This window comes from Pseudomonas sp. B6001 (assembly GCF_013386015.1).
Classification (GTDB): Bacteria; Pseudomonadota; Gammaproteobacteria; order Pseudomonadales; family Pseudomonadaceae; genus Aquipseudomonas.
This window is the reverse complement of the sequence record NZ_JACAOX010000018.1, coordinates 103,862-120,943: the sequence shown is the minus strand read 5'-3', so window position 1 is coordinate 120,943 and position 17,082 is coordinate 103,862. Positions and strand designations below refer to the sequence as shown.

Genomic DNA, 17,082 nt, shown 5'->3' with positions numbered 1-17,082 from the left:
CCTGAAAAGGCGTTCCGGGGTTGTCGCGTGGGTATCAGTGAATGCGGATGACGGGGGCGGTCACGATGCTGCCGTAGTCATCGATGTAGCTCAGTTGCACTTCATCGCCGGCCTTTGCCTGGATCGGCAGCTCACGCGCTTCGCCTGGGCGCAGCACATCCGGCGCCTGGGTGATCGGCAGGCCGTTGAGCTTCAGTTCGCTGACCACCACGTGCAGCTTGGAGGCGTTATTGACGGCCAATGCACCCGCTTGGGCCTTCCAGTTCACTTGCGCCACCGCGTCCTTGAGCGAACCTTTGAGGCCGGCCGGGCGGTAGAACAGTTTGATCGTGGTCTTGAGCGCGATCTGCAGCACGTTCTTGCCTTTTTGATCGTCGCTCATGGCCGGGATTGCCTTGACGTTCATCAGGAACAGGCTTTCGCGGTCCTGGGGCACTTCTGGGCCACCGGTAAAAATGATGCGCAGGATATTTTCCTTGTCGGCATCCAGCCGGAACAGCGGCGGCGTGACGATAAAGTTATCGACGCTTTCCTCGTTGCCACTGCCGAAGTGGCTGACCCAGGACTGCACGAGGTAAGGCGAGGTGTCGTCGCGGTTGCTGACGCTCAGGTTGGCTTCGTTGGAAGCGCCGTCGTAGATCAGTCGCGTGGCGCCGACGGTGACGGCGGCGTTGGCGGCGCTGTGCCAGAGCGGCAGCAGGGCGAGCAGAAGATAGACTTTCAAACGCATGACAGGGGGACCTCCGGAAGCCCGCGGGCCGGCGCGCGAACGCCTGGCCCACGGTGTTGACGAGCAATTACTTGTAGGTAACGTCGAAGCTGGCCAGCGCGTGCACCTGACCGGTGCTGATGCCGGAGGTGGTCACCGCGTCGTCGCCTTCACCGGTGGTGGTGTCGGCGACGGTGCGCACGTAGGCAGCGGTAAAGTCGAAGGTATTGGACTGTGCACGCAGGTCGTAATCGGCGGTCGGCGTGTTCAGTGGCAGTTTGTTGCCGTTACGGGAGTCGGTGATCTGGATCGCGATGCCGCGCACCTGGTTTTCACCGGTCAGGCCCAGTAATGTCGGGTCGCTGGCGTCTTGCTGGCCGCTGAAGGTGATCGCGACGTTTTTACGGGTCGCGGTGCTGCAGTTGTCCAGGCTGATGGAAAACGGCTTGGCTTTATCGGTGAGCACCGAACCCACGGTGGGCGCGAAGTCAGCGATGCGCACCGGGTCCAGAGTCACCGACTTGTTCACGTCGCCGGTGGTGATGGTGCAGGCGTTATCGGTGACGGAACCGGTGAATTCGATCTGCCCGTCCGCCGCCTGAGCGGTGCCGGCCAGCAACCAGCAAGCGCCGCAGGCGAGGGTGAGTTGGCTCAGTTTGTTCAGCATTGCAGTGCCTCTTTTAAGAGAAGGAAGGTTGTCTGCCTACCCGTCAGGTAAGCCAATCCATAGTGCAATGCTGTGTTTTAGAGGCACATGAGACGGATCTTAAAAACTGGCGAACTGATGGCCGCCCGACCGCTGAGTCCATATAAGGCGCCGAGCGTGATATTCTGCGCGCCATCTTGGTCTAGCCTCTATCGAGTACGTACACCCGTATACGTCCCGGTGGTTAGCTGGCGCCCAGGTAGCTGAAGCCAATAATGATAAGAAGTCAGCGCAGAAGGGACATAAAAGTGAGGTCGATACGTCGGCCTTGTGTGCCCACCCTGCGGTCCCCGAATGAATGTGCACACCCCGCGGTGCGTTGCCTGGCGCAGCGTGATTGAGGGTTGCCCATGATCAGGGGCAGTGGGGCGGATGGCGTTTTATCATAGGTGCTACTGATGTTTAAAAAAGTAAACACTGCCCTGCTGGGGCTGGCTTTGTCGATGGGGATCACTTCCGTTCACGCGGAAGAGGCAAAGAAAGTCGATGTGCTGCTGATCGGCGGCGGCATCATGAGTGCAACCCTGGGTGTGTGGCTCAATGAGCTGCAACCGGACTGGTCGATGGAGATGGTCGAGCGCCTCGATGGCGTGGCCGAAGAAAGCTCCAACGGCTGGAACAACGCCGGTACCGGTCACTCGGCTTTGGCTGAGCTGAACTACACCCCGGAAGACAAGAATGGCAACGTTGAGATCCCGAAAGCGGTCGAGATCAACGAAGCGTTCCAGATCTCCCGTCAGTTCTGGTCCTGGCAGGTTCAGCAGGGCGTCCTGAAGAACCCGCGTTCGTTCATCAACTCCACTCCGCACATGAGCTTCGTGTGGGGCGATGACAACATCAAGTTCCTGAAGAAGCGTTACGAAGCGCTGCAGGCGAGCCCGCTGTTCGCCGGCATGCAGTACTCCGAGGACCCGGCGCAAATCGCCAAATGGGTTCCGCTGATGATGGAAGGGCGTGACCCGAACCAGAAAATCGCGGCCACCTGGACCCCGATCGGTACGGACGTGAACTTCGGCGAGATCACGCGCCAGTTCGTCGCTCACCTGCAAACTACGCCGAAGTTCGACCTGAAACTGTCGAGCGAAGTGCAGGACATCACCAAGAACGCCGATGGCACCTGGCGTGTCAGCTACAAGAACCTGAAAGACGGCACCAAGACGGAAACCGACGCCAAGTTCGTGTTCATCGGCGCGGGCGGCGGTGCACTGCACCTGCTGCAGAAGTCGGGCATTCCTGAAGCCAAGGAATACGCGGGCTTCCCTGTTGGCGGTTCGTTCCTGGTCACCGATAACCCAACGATTGCCGAGCAGCACCTGGCCAAGGCCTACGGTAAAGCTTCCGTTGGCGCACCGCCGATGTCGGTTCCGCACCTGGACACCCGCGTGCTGGATGGCAAGCGCGTGATCCTGTTTGGCCCATTCGCCACCTTCTCGACCAAGTTCCTGAAAGAAGGCTCGTACCTGGACCTGCTGACCAGCACCACCACCCACAACATCTGGCCAATGACCAAAGTCGGTATCCGCGAATACCCACTGGTCGAGTACCTCGCCGGCCAACTGATGCTGTCGGATGACGACCGCTTCAAGGCGCTGCAAGAGTACTTCCCGAACGCCAAGAAAGAAGACTGGCGCCTGTGGCAAGCCGGTCAGCGTGTGCAGATCATCAAGCGTGACGAAGAGCAGGGCGGCGTCCTGAAACTCGGTACCGAAGTGGTCAGCTCCGCCGACAACACCATCGCCGGCCTGTTGGGTGCATCGCCAGGCGCGTCCACCGCGGCTCCGATCATGCTGACCGTGCTGCAGAAAGTGTTCAAGGAACAGGTTGCTTCCCCGGCCTGGCAGGAAAAGCTGCACCAGATCGTGCCTAGCTACGGCACCAAGCTGAACGACAGCCCGGAAGCTGTGGCTAAAGAATGGGCCTACACCGCCAACATTCTGCAGCTGACGCCTCCACCTGCGATTCCGCAGCTGACTGCTCCAAAAGCCACCGAGGCTGCAAAGCCTGCGGCTGAGCCGAGCAAGCCAGCTTCTGACATCGCGCTGTAAGACGTTGGTGAGGTCCTGATTCAGGGCCTGCGCAACGTAAAAAGCCCGCTGAACCGGTGACGGTCAGCGGGCTTTTTTGCAGGTGTCACCAATGAGCGGGTACTTCGACCTGCCGCTCTGCAGCTGCCAACGCTGCCTTCAGTCCCTCTTTATCCAGAGGTATGCAGTACGCCGGCTTGGCGCGTTCAAACCGCCAGCTCTCATCCAGCCCACCGGCATCTACTGCGTCGAAGCCGATCTCGTCCAGCAGGGCGATGACTTGCGCCTTGGCTGCCGGGTCATCCGCCGCGACCGGGAGCGCGCGCCGGTCGGGTGCGCCGCGGCTGCGAGCATCCTGGGTCAGGTCCGGCGCCAGGATAGCGTTGAACACTTTCACCACATTTGATTGCGACAGGTGCTCGGCCACCAACCGGCTGGTGGTGGTTTCAAAGCGGTCGAGCACGGGAATATGGCCGTCGCGGTTCGGGTAGTAGTTGTTGGCATCCATCACGGTTTTGCCTTCCAGCCACTGCGCCGGCACGCTGCGGTAATGTTCGAACGGAATCGCCAGCAGGACCAGTTCGCCAAATTGCGCGGCGTCTTGCGCAGTACCCACTTGAACCCCACGAATGCCACTCAGCACGCTGCTCATCGACTGCGGGCCGCGGGAGTTGCTCAACATCACTTCATGGCCGGCCGCCAACGCCAACTGCGCAACGGCGCGTCCGATAAAGCCTGCTCCGATAATGCCAATTTTCATGTCGGTGCTCCTGAGTTGAGAGAGACGTTATGATGATTGGCTACTGGATGAGGATAAATGGCCGTTCTGGTCTTGGTGTTGTTACTGGGAGTGGTGAATGATGGACCGCCTTTCAAGCATGAGTGCCTTTGTGATGGCTGCCGAACTGGGGTCCTACGCCCGTGCTGCCGAACGCCTGGGAATGTCGCCTCAGATGGTAGCCAAGCATGTGGCGGCGCTGGAGCGGCGGCTGGGCGCACGCCTGCTCAACCGCACCACACGCCGGCAAAGCCTGACGGAGTTGGGAAGCGCGTACTACGAGCGCTGCAAACATATCCTGACAGAGGCAGAGGCCGCAGACTCCCTCGCCCAGATCATGAATGACACACCACGGGGCAAGCTCAAGATCAGCGCCCCAGTGACTTTTGGCTCCTACAGCCTGATGCCACTGGTGACCGAATTTTTACGCGACAACCCCGAGGTGGAAATCGACCTGCACCTGACCGACCGGTTTGTCGACCTGGTGGAGGAGGGCTACGAAGTGGCGTTCCGTATCGGCCCGCTGGCGAACAGCAGCCTCACGGCCCGGCCGCTGCAGCCCTACCGCCTGGTGGTCTGTGCGGCACCCAAATACCTGGCCGAGCGCGGCACGCCGCTGACGCCCGCTGACCTTGAACACCACGAGTGCCTGGGATACGCCTACTGGTCACGTCCGGCTGATCGCGAATGGTCGTTCTACCAAGGCGCCGTCCTGCACAAGGCCCAGGTCGCCAGCCGCCTGCACGTGAATGAAAGCCGGGCCTTGATGTCGGCCGCGCGGGATGGTTTCGGGGTTGTGCTGGGGCCTGAGGATTTCTTACGCTCGGCGCTCAAGAGCGGTGAGTTGGTGCGAGTGCTGCCGGACTATGAGGCGCCAAGTCGGCAGATGCATTTGCTCTACACCGCGAATCGCCAGCGCACCGCCAAACTGCGGCGATTTGTCGATGCGGTGCTGTTGCGTTTCGGACCACCCTAGACGCTGAAGCCGGCCTTGACCTGCTCATACAGATGCAGTGCCAACAGGTTGCTGCTGTCGCCAAGCAGGTACAGGTGATGCAGCGGCAGCGGCGGCAGTTCAGCTCCAGCAATCTGGCGCGTCAATCCCTTACCCATGCGGCTTTCTTCCACCAACCCCACCGCCATGCCACTGCGGATACACGCTTCAACAGCGGGCGAACTCGCGCTTTCCAGCAGCACCCGATAGTAAGTGCCGTGCTCCTTCAGCGCTCGAATCGCTGCAGCGCGATAAGGGCAACCTGTCAGTTGCACGGCAATCGGCAGTGGCGCCTGCGGTGGGCAGCTGAAGTGTTCGGCGGCCACCCACAGCGGCTGGATTTCTCCCAGGCGCTCGCCTTGTTCCAACGGCTGGGCGCTGACAATCAGGGCCAGGTCCAGCTGCCTGCTGGCGAACAGCGTGAGCAGTTCGCCACTGGAGCGCGCTTCTACCTCCAGTTCCAGCAGTGGGTTGTCGGCGACCAGGCGGGGCAGGAACTCCTGCATGAAGTCTGGCGCGTAAGAATCAGGCAAACCCAGGCGAATCTTGCCCTGCATGCGTTGCGGCGTGAGGGAGGCCAGCAAGCGGTCGTGGCTCTTGAGGAATTCGGTGGTTTCGCCCAGGAGTTTCTTGCCGTACATCGTCAGTTCAACCCCCTGGTTGCTGCGGCTGAACAGGCGTTGGCCGACCTGGTTTTCGAGCTTCTGGATCTGCGTGGTCACCGTCGAGGCACTGCGATGCACATGATTGGCCGCTTCGTTGAATCGCTGGAAGCGGGCCACCGCGTGGAAAGTGCGCAACAGGTCAATATTCAGTTGTTTGCTCATGATTCCACTTTTAAGGATTAGTGGTACAGATTATTCAAATATACAGAATCATGCGCGGCACTTAGCCTTTTGGTCAATCAAGCGAACCGGAGGCTCAATGAAGCGATCAACCGTGGGGCGGTTGCTGTTACAGGCGGTGTTCGTGCTGTCGTGGAGTTCGGGGTTTATCGGCGCGAAACTGGCGACCCGGAGTGATGGCGTGTTCAACGTGCTGTTCTGGCGTTTCTTGCTGGTGTCGTTGTGCCTGGCGCTGTTTTTGAACGTGCGGCTGCTAAAGGTTTCCTGGGCACAGATCCGCCATCACGCGGTGGTGGGTTTCCTCTCGCAGTTTCTCTATTTGACCTGTGTCTACGTGGCGATCCAGAACGGTTTGCCGCCGGGGATTGCGGCGATCATCGCGGCCCTGCAGCCATTGATGACGGCGGCGCTGTCATCGGGTAGCCACGCCGAACGCAGCGGCGGCTGGCAGTGGCTGGGGTTGATGATCGGTTTTGCCGGCGTGTCGATCGTCATCTTCGGGCAATACCGCAACAGCGGGGCCGAAGTCGGGTGGGTCATGTATGCATTGCCCCTGGTGTCGGCACTCGGTCTGACCGTGGCCACGCTGTACGAACGGCGGGCGGCCCGCACTGATTCCGGCGACCTGAGCCTGGCGTTGTTTATCCAGTCGTTGCTGACCTTGATCGGCTTTGCTGCAGCGGTGCTGTACACCGATACGCTGAGCATTCCGCAGACCCCCGACGTATTGATCTCCATCGTTTGGCTGACGGTGTTCTCTACCTTCGTGGCTTACCTGAGCCTGTGGATGTTGTTGCGCGTAATGACGGCTACCCATGTGGCGACATTGGTGTACCTGGAGCCTCCCGTGACACTGGTGTGGGCGGCACTGATGTTTGGCGATGAGATTCATGCGTCGACGTATGCAGGGATCTCCGTGGTGGTGGCCGGGCTGATTCTGGTGCGACTGAAACAGCCGGTCGCAGTCTGTGCCTCTTGAAAAGGTCAGTTTTTCTTTACCTGCTGTCTGCCCGTGGGTTCAGCAAGCTGACAGTTGGCACCTGTTAAAAAGTCTTATAGCCAAGCAGGAGCGCGGCTGGAACAAGGGGGCACTTTTTTACCGGTATAAACGCTGGGCGGTCACGCCCGAGGATTCTGTATGTTGTTACGTTATGCGGCATTGGCGGCTCTGGTCGTCGCGGCTTCTGGGTGTGTAGAGGAGCGGGTCGTGCATGATCGACGACCGGTGCAGCGTGAATATGTAGAAGTCGTCGCGCCGCAACCGCCGCCGGTGCAGGTCATCGAGGTCGAGCCCGAAGGGCGGCCAGGTTACCTGTGGTCGCGTGGCTACTGGCGTTGGGAAGGCGGGCGCTATGTGGCGGTTCACGGCCACTGGGAGCCTGTACGGCCAGGTTATCGTTATGTTCACCCGCATTGGGAGCAGCGTAACGACGGCTATCACTGGCAGGGCGGCGGTTGGGTTCGCTGACCGTTTTCCGATGGCTTAAATCGGCTTCTTCGTACCCAGAAGCCGAACCTCCCTGAGCAGCGCCGCGCCCAACTGACCGGTGCCAAGCTCCTTGTAACCTACCGCTTTAACATCGCCATTCTCTTCCGCCTGGATGAGGATCACCGGTGTTTCCTTGCCGGTGCCTTCGTCGACATGCATGGCGTACTGCGGGATATCCAGCTTGATCGGCGTGCCTGCCGCCTTGCCCTTCACATTGATCAGAAACGCCGCACAACCGGTGTCCACATCCTGACTGGTAGCGGAGCGACCGCTGACGAAGCAGGTGTCGGGCAGGTCGGGCCAGGCGATGGCTTCGGCGAGGGTCAATGGGGACGTTAATGCCAGGCCGGCGAGAAAAAGCGTGCGCACGTTGGTCTTGTCTCTGGATAAAGTCAGTAAGGGCATTTTCTACCAAAGCCTTGACGCTTCTGCAACGCGACGCCTCAGGTCAGCCGCCGCATACCTGTAGCCTTGGCCGCGCTGACATCAAATGTCGCCGTATATTCACAGCCTGCTGCGTGGGCGCAGCGTTCAATCAGGCAGTCGGCGAAATCGGCCCTGGTGCTTGTAAATCGCCGGAGTGCCTGCCAGATAACGTCGGCGTGCTCTACGGTCAGTTCGCGGGTACGCAGCAGCGTCTCCAGGACCGCAACCACTTCACTCTTGGCTGACTGGTAACTGGACTGCAGGACCCACACCAATTCCACTACTGAAACCAGGCTGACAAAACCCGGCGAGGCAGTGGTGAGCGACTCGATCAGTCTGGATGCCTTTGGCGATTGGACGGGATCATCCTGGGTGACGTAACGCACCAGCACATTGGTATCCAGTCCAATCATCGTGCTTTGGCTCCCTGTGCAGCGATGGCCAGGTTCATTTCTTCGATGCTGACGGGCTTGGCGGGTTTGCGGATCAGCCCTTTGAGGTCCAACACAGTCTTGCTGGCCGCGATGATCGCAAACTTGCCCTCTTCCATTTCGACGAATTCGACCCGGTCGCCAGTGTTCAGCCCAAGTGCGGCCCTGACTTGAACGGGAATGGTTATTTGGCCTTTTGAAGTGAGTGTGGCGGTAGCCATGTTGAAAGCCTCTCTCGTGATACTCCTTACCTTAGGGTAAGGAATAGTGGAGGGCAAGATCCATTGGTCCATAGGTTACTCATCTGGCGTGGGTGGGTCGGAACAGGTAAAACGATAGTCCGAACGTTTCCCGTCGACACGCCTGAAACCAGCCTTAAGAGATACAACATATGACCGACCGCCACCTCATCATCCCCACCTCCATGCACCCCATCGTCGAGCGCGCCGGCTACGTCCCGGCGGTAAAAGTCGGCAAGACCCTGTACTGCGCAGGACAGGTCGGTCGCACGGAACACCTGGAAGTCATCACCGATCCCGAGGCACAGTTCGTCGCCGCCTGGGAGAGCCTGCGCCTGGTATTGGAGGAGGGGGGCTGTACGTTTGAAGACGTGGTCGACATGACCACCTACCACGTGAACATGAGCGAGCACATGGCGGTTTTCCGTGAAGTGAAAAACCGCCTGTTCCCTCGCGGGTTGTGCGCCTGGACGGTCATTGGCGTATCAGAACTGGCCAACCCGGGCTTGCTGCTGGAGATCAAGTGCGTAGCGGTTCAGCGCTGACTCACTGCACCACGCGGTAGCACGGCACGTAGGCGGCGCCGCCTGGCAGTTTCATCCGGTGCTGCTCTACGAACGCCTTCAGCAACTCATCCAGCGGTTTCATGATCGCCGGGTCGCCATGAATCTCATACGGCCCGTTCTGCTCGATCAGGCGGATGCCCTTGTCCTTGACGTTGCCCGCCACAATCCCCGAGAACGCCCGGCGCAGGTTGGCCGCCAGTTCATGGGGCGGCAGCGCGTGGCTCAGTTGCAGGCTGGCCATGTTGGCGTGGGTCGGGTCGAACGGGCGCTGGAAGCCTTCGTCGATCTTCAGCAGCCAGTTGAAGTGGAACGCGTCGTTGCGCTCGCGGCGGAACTGTTTGACCGCTTTCAAGCCGACGGTCATCTGCCGTGCCACCTCAGCCGGGTCGTCAATGATGATCTGGTAATGAGCCTGGGCCGCTTCGCCCAGGGTCGCGCCGACGAACGCGTGCAACTGTTGCAGGTACGGCGCGGCGTGTTTCGGCCCGGTGAGGATCACCGGGAACGGCACGTCGCGGTTGTCCGGGTGCATCAGGATGCCCAGCAGGTACAGGAACTCTTCGGCGGTGCCGGCGCCGCCCGGGAAGATGATGATGCCGTGGCCGACGCGCACGAAGGCTTCCAGGCGCTTTTCGATGTCCGGCAAAATCACCAGCTCATTGACGATCGGGTTCGGCGCCTCGGCGGCGATGATCCCCGGTTCGGTCAGGCCCAGGTAGCGCCCGCCGGTAATGCGTTGCTTGGCGTGGGAAATGGTTGCGCCCTTCATCGGGCCTTTCATCACGCCGGGGCCGCAGCCGGTGCACACGTCGAGGCTGCGCAGGCCGAGTTCGTGGCCGACTTTCTTGGTGTATTTGTATTCTTCGGTATTGATCGAGTGCCCGCCCCAGCACACCACGATCTTCGGCTCGACGCCCGGGCGCAGGGTGCGGGCGTTGCGCAGCAGGTGGAACACGTAGTCGGTGATGCCCTGGGAGCTGCTCAGGTCGATGCGCTGGCTGTCCAGTTCGTTTTCGGTGTAGACGATGTCACGCAGGGCGCTGAACAGCATCTCCCGGGTACTGGCGATCATTTCACCATCGACGAACGCGTCAGCCGGTGCATTCAACAGTTCCAGGCGCACGCCACGGTCCTGCTGGTGGATGCGCACTTCGAAATCTTTATAGGCGTCGAGGATGGTCTTGGCGTTGTCGATGTGCGCGCCGGTGTTGAGGATGGCCAGGGCGCATTGACGGAAGAGGGTGTAGATGCTGCCGGTACCGGCTTCGCTCAGTTGCTGGACTTCACGTTGCGACAGCGTTTCAAGACTGCCTTTAGGGCTTACGGAGGCATTGATGACTTGTCTTTGGGGCATTCTGATTCCCTGAAAGCACAGCCACCGGACCAGGCATGGCCAGTGGCTTGAGGATAGTGCGCGCCGTTTTCGGTCGCATTGGACTGGCATTTTCCCCGGCACTGGAGCCGAGCGCAAACACCGTCGCGCACCATCATGCCGCAGAAGTTACTGAATCAGCTTCCAGTTTTTGTAGAAAAACCGACGCAGGGTAAAGACTGCTCCGGCAAAGCCCGCGATCAGGCCGTTGAGCACCGACGGCACCAGGGTTGGCCGCACGATGTCGATGAACAGGCAGTAGCGCTTGGCGTCGTTCTTGTTGAAGGAGGCATGCATCAGCGTGTCATCGAAGATAAACAGCGGATCATCGTGCCAGTAGTGTTTGTGCTTGCCGACCTGGATGTAGACGCCATCGTGATGGGGCGCCGGTGCCATGTTGTAGAGCACGCGGAACATCATGCGCAGCGGGCCGAAGTGAAACGAGGTGGAACGGTTTTCGTTGAATACCGACACGCCGATGGTTTTCACGTAGGGCAGTTTTTCCCGCAGTTGCGGGATATCCAGGGTGGTCTCGATCGGGCGGCCGTACCATTGGAAAAACAGCATGCCGCGTTTTTTCTCGGCCATGCGCTCATCCAGGTACTGGATGATCTCGTCTTTGTTGGCCATGGCGTCGTCGATCACCTTTTGCAGGTCTTCGCGCCAGGCGGGCGGCAGGTCGTTCATTTTATAAACGTGGCGATTGCGCTGGCTCAACAGGTCAAACAGCGTGTTGAACGGCGCCAGCAACCAGGTATTGCGGCCGTTGCCGATGAAATACTTCTTGATGGTCGCGCCGTCGTACAGGCCATTGCGCAGGAAATCGTACAGGCCGCAGAACACCACCAGCATCAGAAACACCAGGGTGGTCTTGGGGAAGCAATAAATGAACAGCAAGACGCCAAGGACCCATGCGGCGGACGCCAGGCGTTTGCGGATGACACTCTTACTCATGAAACTGGGCTCCATCAGACGGTTTTCGATTGCTTCAAAACCGTCCGCGGTTGACTGGCAGGCCAGGCAAAGGAGTCAGTCAACCCGTGGGCATCATGCCCGAGCCGAAACATATCGAAATAATATGGTCATGATAGGGTGTTATCGCCCTCACGTGGCGTTTTAAATGCTGGAAATTTGTGAAGTCACTGCACAGATTTTTACCGCTGTCCCCCTAAAATGCCTCGGCGGATGGCCAGGCTGGCGGTGTTGCGGATAGCATTTTGTGAACAGAAGATTTGCGACTATCGTGACGCTTCGGTTTTCCGGGCGTCATAGACCCGTACGATTGACGCTGTAATGGCCACCATTGGCCTTCGGCACCTTGGAAGAGGCAGAAATTTTATGATCATCAAACCGCGGGTTCGTGGCTTTATCTGTGTGACCGCTCACCCGGTTGGCTGTGAAGCGAATGTCAAAGAGCAGATCGACTACGTGACCGAACACGGTGCCATTGAAGGCGGCCCGAAAAAGGTGCTGGTCCTCGGGGCTTCCACCGGCTACGGCCTGGCCGCGCGCATCAGCGCTGCCTTTGGCTGCGGCGCCGACACCCTGGGCGTGTTTTTTGAGAAAGAAGGCGAAGAAGGCAAGCTCAGCTCTGCCGGCTGGTACAACAGCGCCGCCTTCGAGAAGTTTGCGCTGGAAAAAGGCCTGTACGCCAAGAGCATCAACGGCGATGCGTTCTCTGACGAGATCAAGCGCCTGACCATCGAAACCATCAAGAAAGACCTCGGCAAGATCGACCTGGTGGTCTACAGCCTGGCCGCGCCACGCCGTACCGACCCGCAAGGCGTGGTGCACAACTCCACCCTGAAGCCGATCGGCAAGGCTGTGACCCTGCGCGGCATCAACACCGACAAGGGCGTCGTGGTCGACACCACCCTCGAACCGGCCACCCAGGAAGAAATCGACGGCACCGTGAAAGTCATGGGCGGCGAAGACTGGCAGCTGTGGATCGACGCCCTGCGTGACGCCGACGTGTTGGCCGAAGGCGCCAAGACCACTGCGTTCACCTACCTCGGCGAGAAGCTGACCCAGGATATCTACTGGAACGGCTCCATCGGCGAAGCCAAGAAAGACCTGGACAAGAAAGTCCTGACCCTGCGCGAAAACCTCGCGGCGCTGAAAGGCGACGCCCGTGTGTCGGTACTCAAGGCAGTAGTGACCCAGGCCAGCTCGGCGATCCCGATCATGCCGCTGTACCTGTCGTTGCTGTTTAAAGTGATGAAAGAGCAGGGCACCCACGAAGGTTGCATCGAGCAGGTCTACGGCTTGTTCAAGGACAGCCTGTATGGCAAAGAGCCCAAGCTCGACGCCGACGGTCGCCTGCGTGCCGACCTCGCGGAACTTGAGCCTAAGGTTCAGGACGCGGTAGCGGCCCTGTGGGATCAGGTCTCCGATGACAACGTCAACGAGATCAGCGATTTTGCCGGCTACAAGGCGGAATTCCTGCGCCTGTTCGGTTTCGAGATCGACGGCGTGGACTACGACGCTGACGTGAATCCGACCGTGAAGATCAAGGGCCTGATTCAGGCTTAAGCGCTTGCGGTAACGAAGAAGCGGCCTCCAGGGGCCGCTTTTTTGTGCGCGTCATGCCAGACTGCGGCCGTTATCACACCCACGCTAACGGAGGATCTACATGACGATTCGTGCAGTCGTTTTTGATTTCGGCGGTGTCCTGTTCGACTGGAACCCGCACCATCTCTACCGCCAGCTGATTACCGACGACCGGGAGCGCCAACGGTTCCTGGACACCGTCTGCACCCAGGCCTGGAACACCGAGCAGGACGCCGGGCGCAGTCTGGCTGAGGGCACCCGCGCGCTGATCGCCGAACATCCGCAGCATGCACCACTGATCCAGGCGTACTACGACCGCTGGCACGAGATGCTGCGTGGTTCATTGCCGGAGGGCGTGGCGATCCTCGAAGCGTTGCATGAGGCGAAGATGCCGCTGTTCGGCCTGACCAACTGGTCCGCCGAGACCTTTCCCTATGCCCGCGCCCACTATCCCTTCCTGCAGTATTTTCGCGACATCGTGGTGTCCGGCGAAATCAAGCTGATCAAGCCCGATCCTGCGATTTACCACGCCAGCCTGGCGCAGGTGCGCGCCCATTTGCCGGATATCCAGCCGGGTGAAGTGGTGTTTATTGACGATGTAGCCGGCAATATCGAGGCGGCCACTGCGCTGGGTTGGCAGGGGATTCACCACGTGTCTGCCGCGCAGACCCGTGAGCGCTTGATCGAGCTGGGGGTGAGCCTCTAGCGCGCCCATTTCTCCATGACGAAGTCCACGAACGCCCGCAGCTTGGGCAGGCGATAGCGGTCCTGGGCGTACAGCAAATGCATGGGCCGGCTGGGCAGTTGGTAGTCCGTCAGTAATGCCACCAGTTTACCGGCCCGCAGGTCTGGCTCGACCAGGGCGTCAGGCAGCATCACGATGCCCATGCCTTCCAGGGCAGCCTGGCGCAAGGCCTGCGAACTGTTGATGGTCAATGAGCCGGAAACCGGAATTTCCACGTCGCCCTCTGCGCCGCGCATTCGCCACAACTTGTCGGCGTTGCGCCAATCGTCGGTCGCCGGGTAAGCGAACGCCAGGCAGTCATGTTGCTGCAGATCATCGGGGCGTTGAGGTGTGCCACGGCGCGCCAGGTACTCCGCAGAGGCGCAGAGGGTGATGGTGTAATCCTGCATGGGGCGGGCAATCAGGCTTGGCGCGTCCAGGTCGCCCAAGCGGATGGCCACGTCGAACCCGCTGTCGACCATGTCCATCCGCTGGTTGCTCAGCACCACGTACAGCTTGATCTGTGGGTAGCGCTGGGAAAATTCGCTGAGCGCCGGTGCCAGGCGTTCGGTGCCAAAGGCCGGTGGTGCGGTGATCCGCAGCAGGCCCTTGGGCACGTCACTGTTGGCTTGTTCGGCCATCTGCTCGGAGTCGGCCACCAGGCCCAGCACCTCCAGGCAACGCTGGTAATAAATCCCGCCAAACTCGGTCAGGCTTTGCTTGCGCGTGGTGCGCTTGAGCAGGCTGACGCCCAGGCGTTGTTCCAGCGCGCGCAGGTGATTGCCGACCATGGTGGTGGACATGCCGCACGCCTGCGCTGCCGCCGTCATGCTGCCGGCTTCCACCACTTTTACGTACACCGTCATCGCCTGGAACAGATCCATTATCAAGCCCTGGTTTAAAGTGATCGCAGTGTTGTGCAGTTTATCCAGCTCGGGTGGCTAACGATACTGGTGCCATCACTACGATGCACTGGAGCCTGATGCCATGACCGCCGCCTGCCTGATGACCACTTATCAACCGTCGCCCCTGAGCTTTACCCGAGGCCTTGGCACGCGCCTGTGGGACCAGCAGGGCCGTGAATACCTGGATGCGGTGGCAGGTGTGGCGGTGACCAACGTCGGTCATTCCCATCCGCGGCTGGTAGCGGCCATCAGTGAGCAGGCCGGTTTGCTGCTGCACACCTCCAACCTCTACAGCATCGACTGGCAGCAGCGCCTGGCCCAGCGCCTCACCCGGCTCTCCGGGCTGGACCAGGCGTTCTTCAACAACTCCGGTGCCGAAGCCAACGAAACGGCGCTGAAGCTGGCCCGGCTGCATGGCTGGAAAAAGGGTATCGAACAGCCGCTGGTGGTGGTGATGGAGAATGCCTTTCACGGGCGCACCCTGGGCACCCTGTCCGCCAGCGACGGGCCTTCCGTGCGGTTGGGATTTCAAAAACTGCCGGGGGACTTTATCAAGGTCGGCTTCGGTGACTTGAAGGCACTGGAGGCCGTGACCCGGGAGTTTGGCCCGCGCATTGTTGCGGTGCTGCTTGAGCCGATCCAGGGCGAAAGCGGCGTGCAAGTCGCGCCGCCGGGCTATCTGAAAGCCTTGCGCGAGCACTGCACCCGGCAAGGCTGGTTGTTGATGCTCGATGAGATCCAGACCGGGATCGGCCGTACAGGTCGCTGGTTTGCCTTCCAGCATGAAGGCATCGTGCCGGACGTGATGACTTTGGCCAAAGGCCTCGGCAACGGTGTGCCGATTGGCGCGTGCCTGGCCCGGGCCGCTGTTGCGCAACTGTTTACCCCCGGCAGCCACGGCAGCACCTTCGGCGGCAACCCGCTGGCCTGCCGTGTCGGTTGTACGGTGCTGGAGATCATCGAAGAACAAGGCCTGCTGGACAACGCGGCGCAACAGGGTGAGCGGCTGCTGGCGCGCCTGCGGGTGGAATTGAACGAGCATCCCCAGGTGCTGGCGATTCGCGGGCAAGGGCTGATGATCGGCATCGAACTGGCAACGCCTCAGCGCGACCTGGCCCACCGTGCGGCGCAAGAGCATGGCCTGCTGATCAACGTCACGCGGGGCAAGATCATCCGCCTGCTGCCGCCGCTGACCATCGATGCCAAGGAAGTGGAGATGATCGTACGCGCACTTTCCCGGCTTCTGAACTAAACACGGATGAGGCTGACGCGGAGCGTCACTGGCTGCATTCCCACGCAGAGCGTGGGAACGATCAGTCAAACGGGGTAGCCGGAGCCCACCTGCACCCCGTTCAGCCATTCCTGGTTCAGGGTCTCGGTATCCCCCAGGTAATCCAGCAACCAGGCCATGGCCGGCGACAGTTTGTTCTGTGCCCAGGCCACGCACGACGGGCTGGCAGGGAAGGGCCGGGACAGTTGCAGGGCGCTCAGCTCGCCGCGCTCGATCCACGGCTGCACCAGGTGCGCCGGAGCCATGCCGACGCACAAGCCGTCCCGCAGGCAATCAATCGCCGAAGCCCAGTGCGGCACCACCAAACGACGCTGGTTATCCAGGGTCCAGGTGTCGCGCTTGGGCAGGTTGCGCGAGGTGTCGGTCATGCACAGGGAGGCGAAGGGCCGCAATTGGTCATCGCTGAGCAGGCCTTCGACCGCTGCCAGCGGATGCCGGCTGCTGACCACGCACAGCCAGTTCAGCAGGCCCATGTCACGAAATGTGAATTGACTGGCCACCGGCACCGCGCTGGTGGCGCCGATCACGATATCGGTGCGGTCATCGGCCAGGGCATCCCACACCCCGTTGTACACCTCGTAATCCAACAGCAATTCCACCTCCGGGAACTGCCGATAGAAATCCAGTACCAACTGCCGGCAGCGCTGCTGTTTAACGATGGAGTCCACCGCGACTTTCAACTGGCCACTCCAGCCATTTGCCACTTGCTGGCACAGCCGGCGGGTGCCGAGCATTTTTTTCATGACGCCGCGGGCTTCGTCGATGAACAATTTACCCGCGGGTGTCAGCTCCACATCCCGATGCCGTCGGACGAACAGCGGCACCGCCAGCCATTCTTCGAGTTGCCGCACGGTGTAGCTGATGGCTGACGGCACGCGGTGCAGTTCCTGGGCGGCGGCGCTGAAGCTGCCGTGGCGGGCCACTGCATCCACCACATCCAGGGAGTATTCAGACCACATGGAGTTTGCCTTCAAAATTATTGATAAGAGTGTCCAATTATTATCGCTTCACAGGGATTTGCTCAGCTTCATAA

The 17,082-nt window shown here is 60.4% G+C and carries 19 protein-coding genes; 8 read left to right on the top strand and 11 right to left on the bottom strand.

The genetic code is table 11. The features are described 5' to 3' along the window. Positions 1–34: 34 nt before the first annotated feature. Both HX821_RS20260 and HX821_RS20255 read right to left on the bottom strand, forming a co-directional pair. Positions 35–730, bottom strand: a complete 696-nt coding sequence (locus HX821_RS20260; protein WP_003218892.1) for a molecular chaperone — start codon at positions 728–730, stop codon at positions 35–37. A gap of 67 nt (positions 731–797) precedes the next feature. Next, positions 798–1,376: a fimbrial protein gene (locus tag HX821_RS20255; protein ID WP_003218890.1), complete on the bottom strand. Its 579-nt coding sequence runs from the start codon at positions 1,374–1,376 to the stop codon at positions 798–800. Between the two features lie 437 nt (positions 1,377–1,813). On the opposite strand from HX821_RS20255, the gene mqo reads away from it, so the two are divergent. Further along, entirely contained in the window at positions 1,814–3,460 is a 1,647-nt protein-coding gene (gene mqo / locus HX821_RS20250; RefSeq protein WP_177036279.1) for a malate dehydrogenase (quinone), read from the top strand. A gap of 85 nt (positions 3,461–3,545) precedes the next feature. On the opposite strand, the gene HX821_RS20245 is transcribed toward mqo, so the two are convergent. Next, entirely contained in the window at positions 3,546–4,199 is a 654-nt protein-coding gene (locus tag HX821_RS20245) for an NADPH-dependent F420 reductase (RefSeq protein ID WP_008437644.1), read from the bottom strand. Between the two features lie 97 nt (positions 4,200–4,296). Between HX821_RS20245 and HX821_RS20240 the strand changes: the two genes are divergently transcribed. Then, the gene (locus tag HX821_RS20240) at positions 4,297–5,193 is read left to right on the top strand and encodes a LysR family transcriptional regulator (RefSeq protein ID WP_173406091.1); all 897 of its coding nucleotides are present in this window, start codon (positions 4,297–4,299) and stop codon (positions 5,191–5,193) included. On the opposite strand, the gene HX821_RS20235 is transcribed toward HX821_RS20240, so the two are convergent. Next, complete coding sequence (locus HX821_RS20235; protein WP_177022879.1) at positions 5,190–6,038, bottom strand: LysR substrate-binding domain-containing protein; 849 nt, start codon at positions 6,036–6,038, stop codon at positions 5,190–5,192. The genes HX821_RS20240 and HX821_RS20235 overlap by 4 nt on opposite strands. Before the next feature lie 97 nt (positions 6,039–6,135). Here HX821_RS20235 and HX821_RS20230 point away from each other — a divergent pair, with 97 nt between their 5' ends. Further along, positions 6,136–7,035, top strand: a complete 900-nt coding sequence (locus HX821_RS20230) for a DMT family transporter (RefSeq protein ID WP_177036278.1) — start codon at positions 6,136–6,138, stop codon at positions 7,033–7,035. Positions 7,036–7,194: 159 nt separating this feature from the next. Then, positions 7,195–7,524, top strand: coding sequence for a YXWGXW repeat-containing protein (locus tag HX821_RS20225; protein ID WP_023659079.1), 330 nt, complete (start codon positions 7,195–7,197; stop codon positions 7,522–7,524). A 15-nt stretch (positions 7,525–7,539) separates the two neighbouring features. On the opposite strand, the gene HX821_RS20220 is transcribed toward HX821_RS20225, so the two are convergent. The 3 genes from HX821_RS20220 to HX821_RS20210 all read right to left on the bottom strand — a co-directional run bounded on the left by HX821_RS20220 (position 7,540) and on the right by HX821_RS20210 (position 8,695). Next, positions 7,540–7,914 carry a hypothetical protein gene (locus HX821_RS20220; protein ID WP_032899669.1) on the bottom strand — a complete coding sequence of 125 codons (375 nt, stop codon included), beginning with the start codon at positions 7,912–7,914 and terminating at the stop codon, positions 7,540–7,542. A 74-nt stretch (positions 7,915–7,988) separates the two neighbouring features. Then, the gene (locus HX821_RS20215) at positions 7,989–8,384 is read right to left on the bottom strand and encodes a PIN domain-containing protein (protein WP_003218874.1); all 396 of its coding nucleotides are present in this window, start codon (positions 8,382–8,384) and stop codon (positions 7,989–7,991) included. After that, a complete protein-coding gene (locus tag HX821_RS20210; RefSeq protein ID WP_003218872.1) occupies positions 8,381–8,695 on the bottom strand; it encodes an AbrB/MazE/SpoVT family DNA-binding domain-containing protein in 315 nt (104 codons plus the stop codon). The genes HX821_RS20215 and HX821_RS20210 overlap by 4 nt, the downstream gene beginning before the upstream one ends. Positions 8,696–8,793: 98 nt before the next feature. On the opposite strand from HX821_RS20210, the gene HX821_RS20205 reads away from it, so the two are divergent. After that, positions 8,794–9,186 (top strand): RidA family protein, encoded by a 393-nt coding sequence (locus tag HX821_RS20205; RefSeq protein WP_003218870.1) that lies wholly within the window; start codon positions 8,794–8,796, stop codon positions 9,184–9,186. A 1-nt stretch (position 9,187) separates the two neighbouring features. Here the strand turns inward: HX821_RS20205 and ppnN are convergent, their stop codons facing one another. Together ppnN and HX821_RS20195 are read right to left on the bottom strand one after the other, a co-directional pair. Then, complete coding sequence (gene ppnN, locus HX821_RS20200) at positions 9,188–10,561, bottom strand: nucleotide 5'-monophosphate nucleosidase PpnN (RefSeq protein ID WP_003218868.1); 1,374 nt, start codon at positions 10,559–10,561, stop codon at positions 9,188–9,190. Positions 10,562–10,708: 147 nt separating this feature from the next. Further along, positions 10,709–11,533: an aspartyl/asparaginyl beta-hydroxylase domain-containing protein gene (locus HX821_RS20195; protein ID WP_003218865.1), complete on the bottom strand. Its 825-nt coding sequence runs from the start codon at positions 11,531–11,533 to the stop codon at positions 10,709–10,711. 384 nt (positions 11,534–11,917) lie between these two features. Between HX821_RS20195 and fabV the strand changes: the two genes are divergently transcribed. Next, positions 11,918–13,111, top strand: coding sequence for an enoyl-ACP reductase FabV (fabV, locus tag HX821_RS20190; protein ID WP_008437660.1), 1,194 nt, complete (start codon positions 11,918–11,920; stop codon positions 13,109–13,111). 100 nt (positions 13,112–13,211) lie between these two features. Further along, on the top strand, positions 13,212–13,835 hold the full coding sequence (locus tag HX821_RS20185; protein ID WP_134325975.1) for an HAD family phosphatase: 624 nt from the start codon (positions 13,212–13,214) through the stop codon (positions 13,833–13,835). Here HX821_RS20185 and HX821_RS20180 read toward each other — a convergent pair. Continuing rightward, positions 13,832–14,737, bottom strand: a complete 906-nt coding sequence (locus tag HX821_RS20180) for a LysR family transcriptional regulator (protein WP_003218860.1) — start codon at positions 14,735–14,737, stop codon at positions 13,832–13,834. The two genes, HX821_RS20185 and HX821_RS20180, sit on opposite strands and share 4 nt — an antisense overlap. Positions 14,738–14,840: 103 nt before the next feature. On the opposite strand from HX821_RS20180, the gene HX821_RS20175 reads away from it, so the two are divergent. Further along, the gene (locus HX821_RS20175) at positions 14,841–16,010 is read left to right on the top strand and encodes an aspartate aminotransferase family protein (protein WP_177022875.1); all 1,170 of its coding nucleotides are present in this window, start codon (positions 14,841–14,843) and stop codon (positions 16,008–16,010) included. Between the two features lie 65 nt (positions 16,011–16,075). On the opposite strand, the gene punR is transcribed toward HX821_RS20175, so the two are convergent. After that, positions 16,076–17,008, bottom strand: coding sequence for a DNA-binding transcriptional activator PunR (punR, locus tag HX821_RS20170; protein ID WP_003218855.1), 933 nt, complete (start codon positions 17,006–17,008; stop codon positions 16,076–16,078). Between the last annotated feature and the right edge of the window lie 74 nt (positions 17,009–17,082).

Coding starts and splice junctions, on each gene's coding strand:
- HX821_RS20260 (WP_003218892.1), bottom strand. CDS start 730: ATGCGTTTGAAAGTCTATCTTCTGCTCGCCCTGCTGCCGCTCTGGCAC.
- HX821_RS20255 (WP_003218890.1), bottom strand. CDS start 1,376: ATGCTGAACAAACTGAGCCAACTCACCCTCGCCTGCGGCGCTTGCTGG.
- mqo (WP_177036279.1), top strand. CDS start 1,814: ATGTTTAAAAAAGTAAACACTGCCCTGCTGGGGCTGGCTTTGTCGATG.
- HX821_RS20245 (WP_008437644.1), bottom strand. CDS start 4,199: ATGAAAATTGGCATTATCGGAGCAGGCTTTATCGGACGCGCCGTTGCG.
- HX821_RS20240 (WP_173406091.1), top strand. CDS start 4,297: ATGATGGACCGCCTTTCAAGCATGAGTGCCTTTGTGATGGCTGCCGAA.
- HX821_RS20235 (WP_177022879.1), bottom strand. CDS start 6,038: ATGAGCAAACAACTGAATATTGACCTGTTGCGCACTTTCCACGCGGTG.
- HX821_RS20230 (WP_177036278.1), top strand. CDS start 6,136: ATGAAGCGATCAACCGTGGGGCGGTTGCTGTTACAGGCGGTGTTCGTG.
- HX821_RS20225 (WP_023659079.1), top strand. CDS start 7,195: ATGTTGTTACGTTATGCGGCATTGGCGGCTCTGGTCGTCGCGGCTTCT.
- HX821_RS20215 (WP_003218874.1), bottom strand. CDS start 8,384: ATGATTGGACTGGATACCAATGTGCTGGTGCGTTACGTCACCCAGGAT.
- HX821_RS20210 (WP_003218872.1), bottom strand. CDS start 8,695: ATGGACCAATGGATCTTGCCCTCCACTATTCCTTACCCTAAGGTAAGG.
- HX821_RS20205 (WP_003218870.1), top strand. CDS start 8,794: ATGACCGACCGCCACCTCATCATCCCCACCTCCATGCACCCCATCGTC.
- ppnN (WP_003218868.1), bottom strand. CDS start 10,561: ATGCCCCAAAGACAAGTCATCAATGCCTCCGTAAGCCCTAAAGGCAGT.
- HX821_RS20195 (WP_003218865.1), bottom strand. CDS start 11,533: ATGAGTAAGAGTGTCATCCGCAAACGCCTGGCGTCCGCCGCATGGGTC.
- fabV (WP_008437660.1), top strand. CDS start 11,918: ATGATCATCAAACCGCGGGTTCGTGGCTTTATCTGTGTGACCGCTCAC.
- HX821_RS20185 (WP_134325975.1), top strand. CDS start 13,212: ATGACGATTCGTGCAGTCGTTTTTGATTTCGGCGGTGTCCTGTTCGAC.
- HX821_RS20180 (WP_003218860.1), bottom strand. CDS start 14,737: ATGGATCTGTTCCAGGCGATGACGGTGTACGTAAAAGTGGTGGAAGCC.
- HX821_RS20175 (WP_177022875.1), top strand. CDS start 14,841: ATGACCGCCGCCTGCCTGATGACCACTTATCAACCGTCGCCCCTGAGC.
- punR (WP_003218855.1), bottom strand. CDS start 17,008: ATGTGGTCTGAATACTCCCTGGATGTGGTGGATGCAGTGGCCCGCCAC.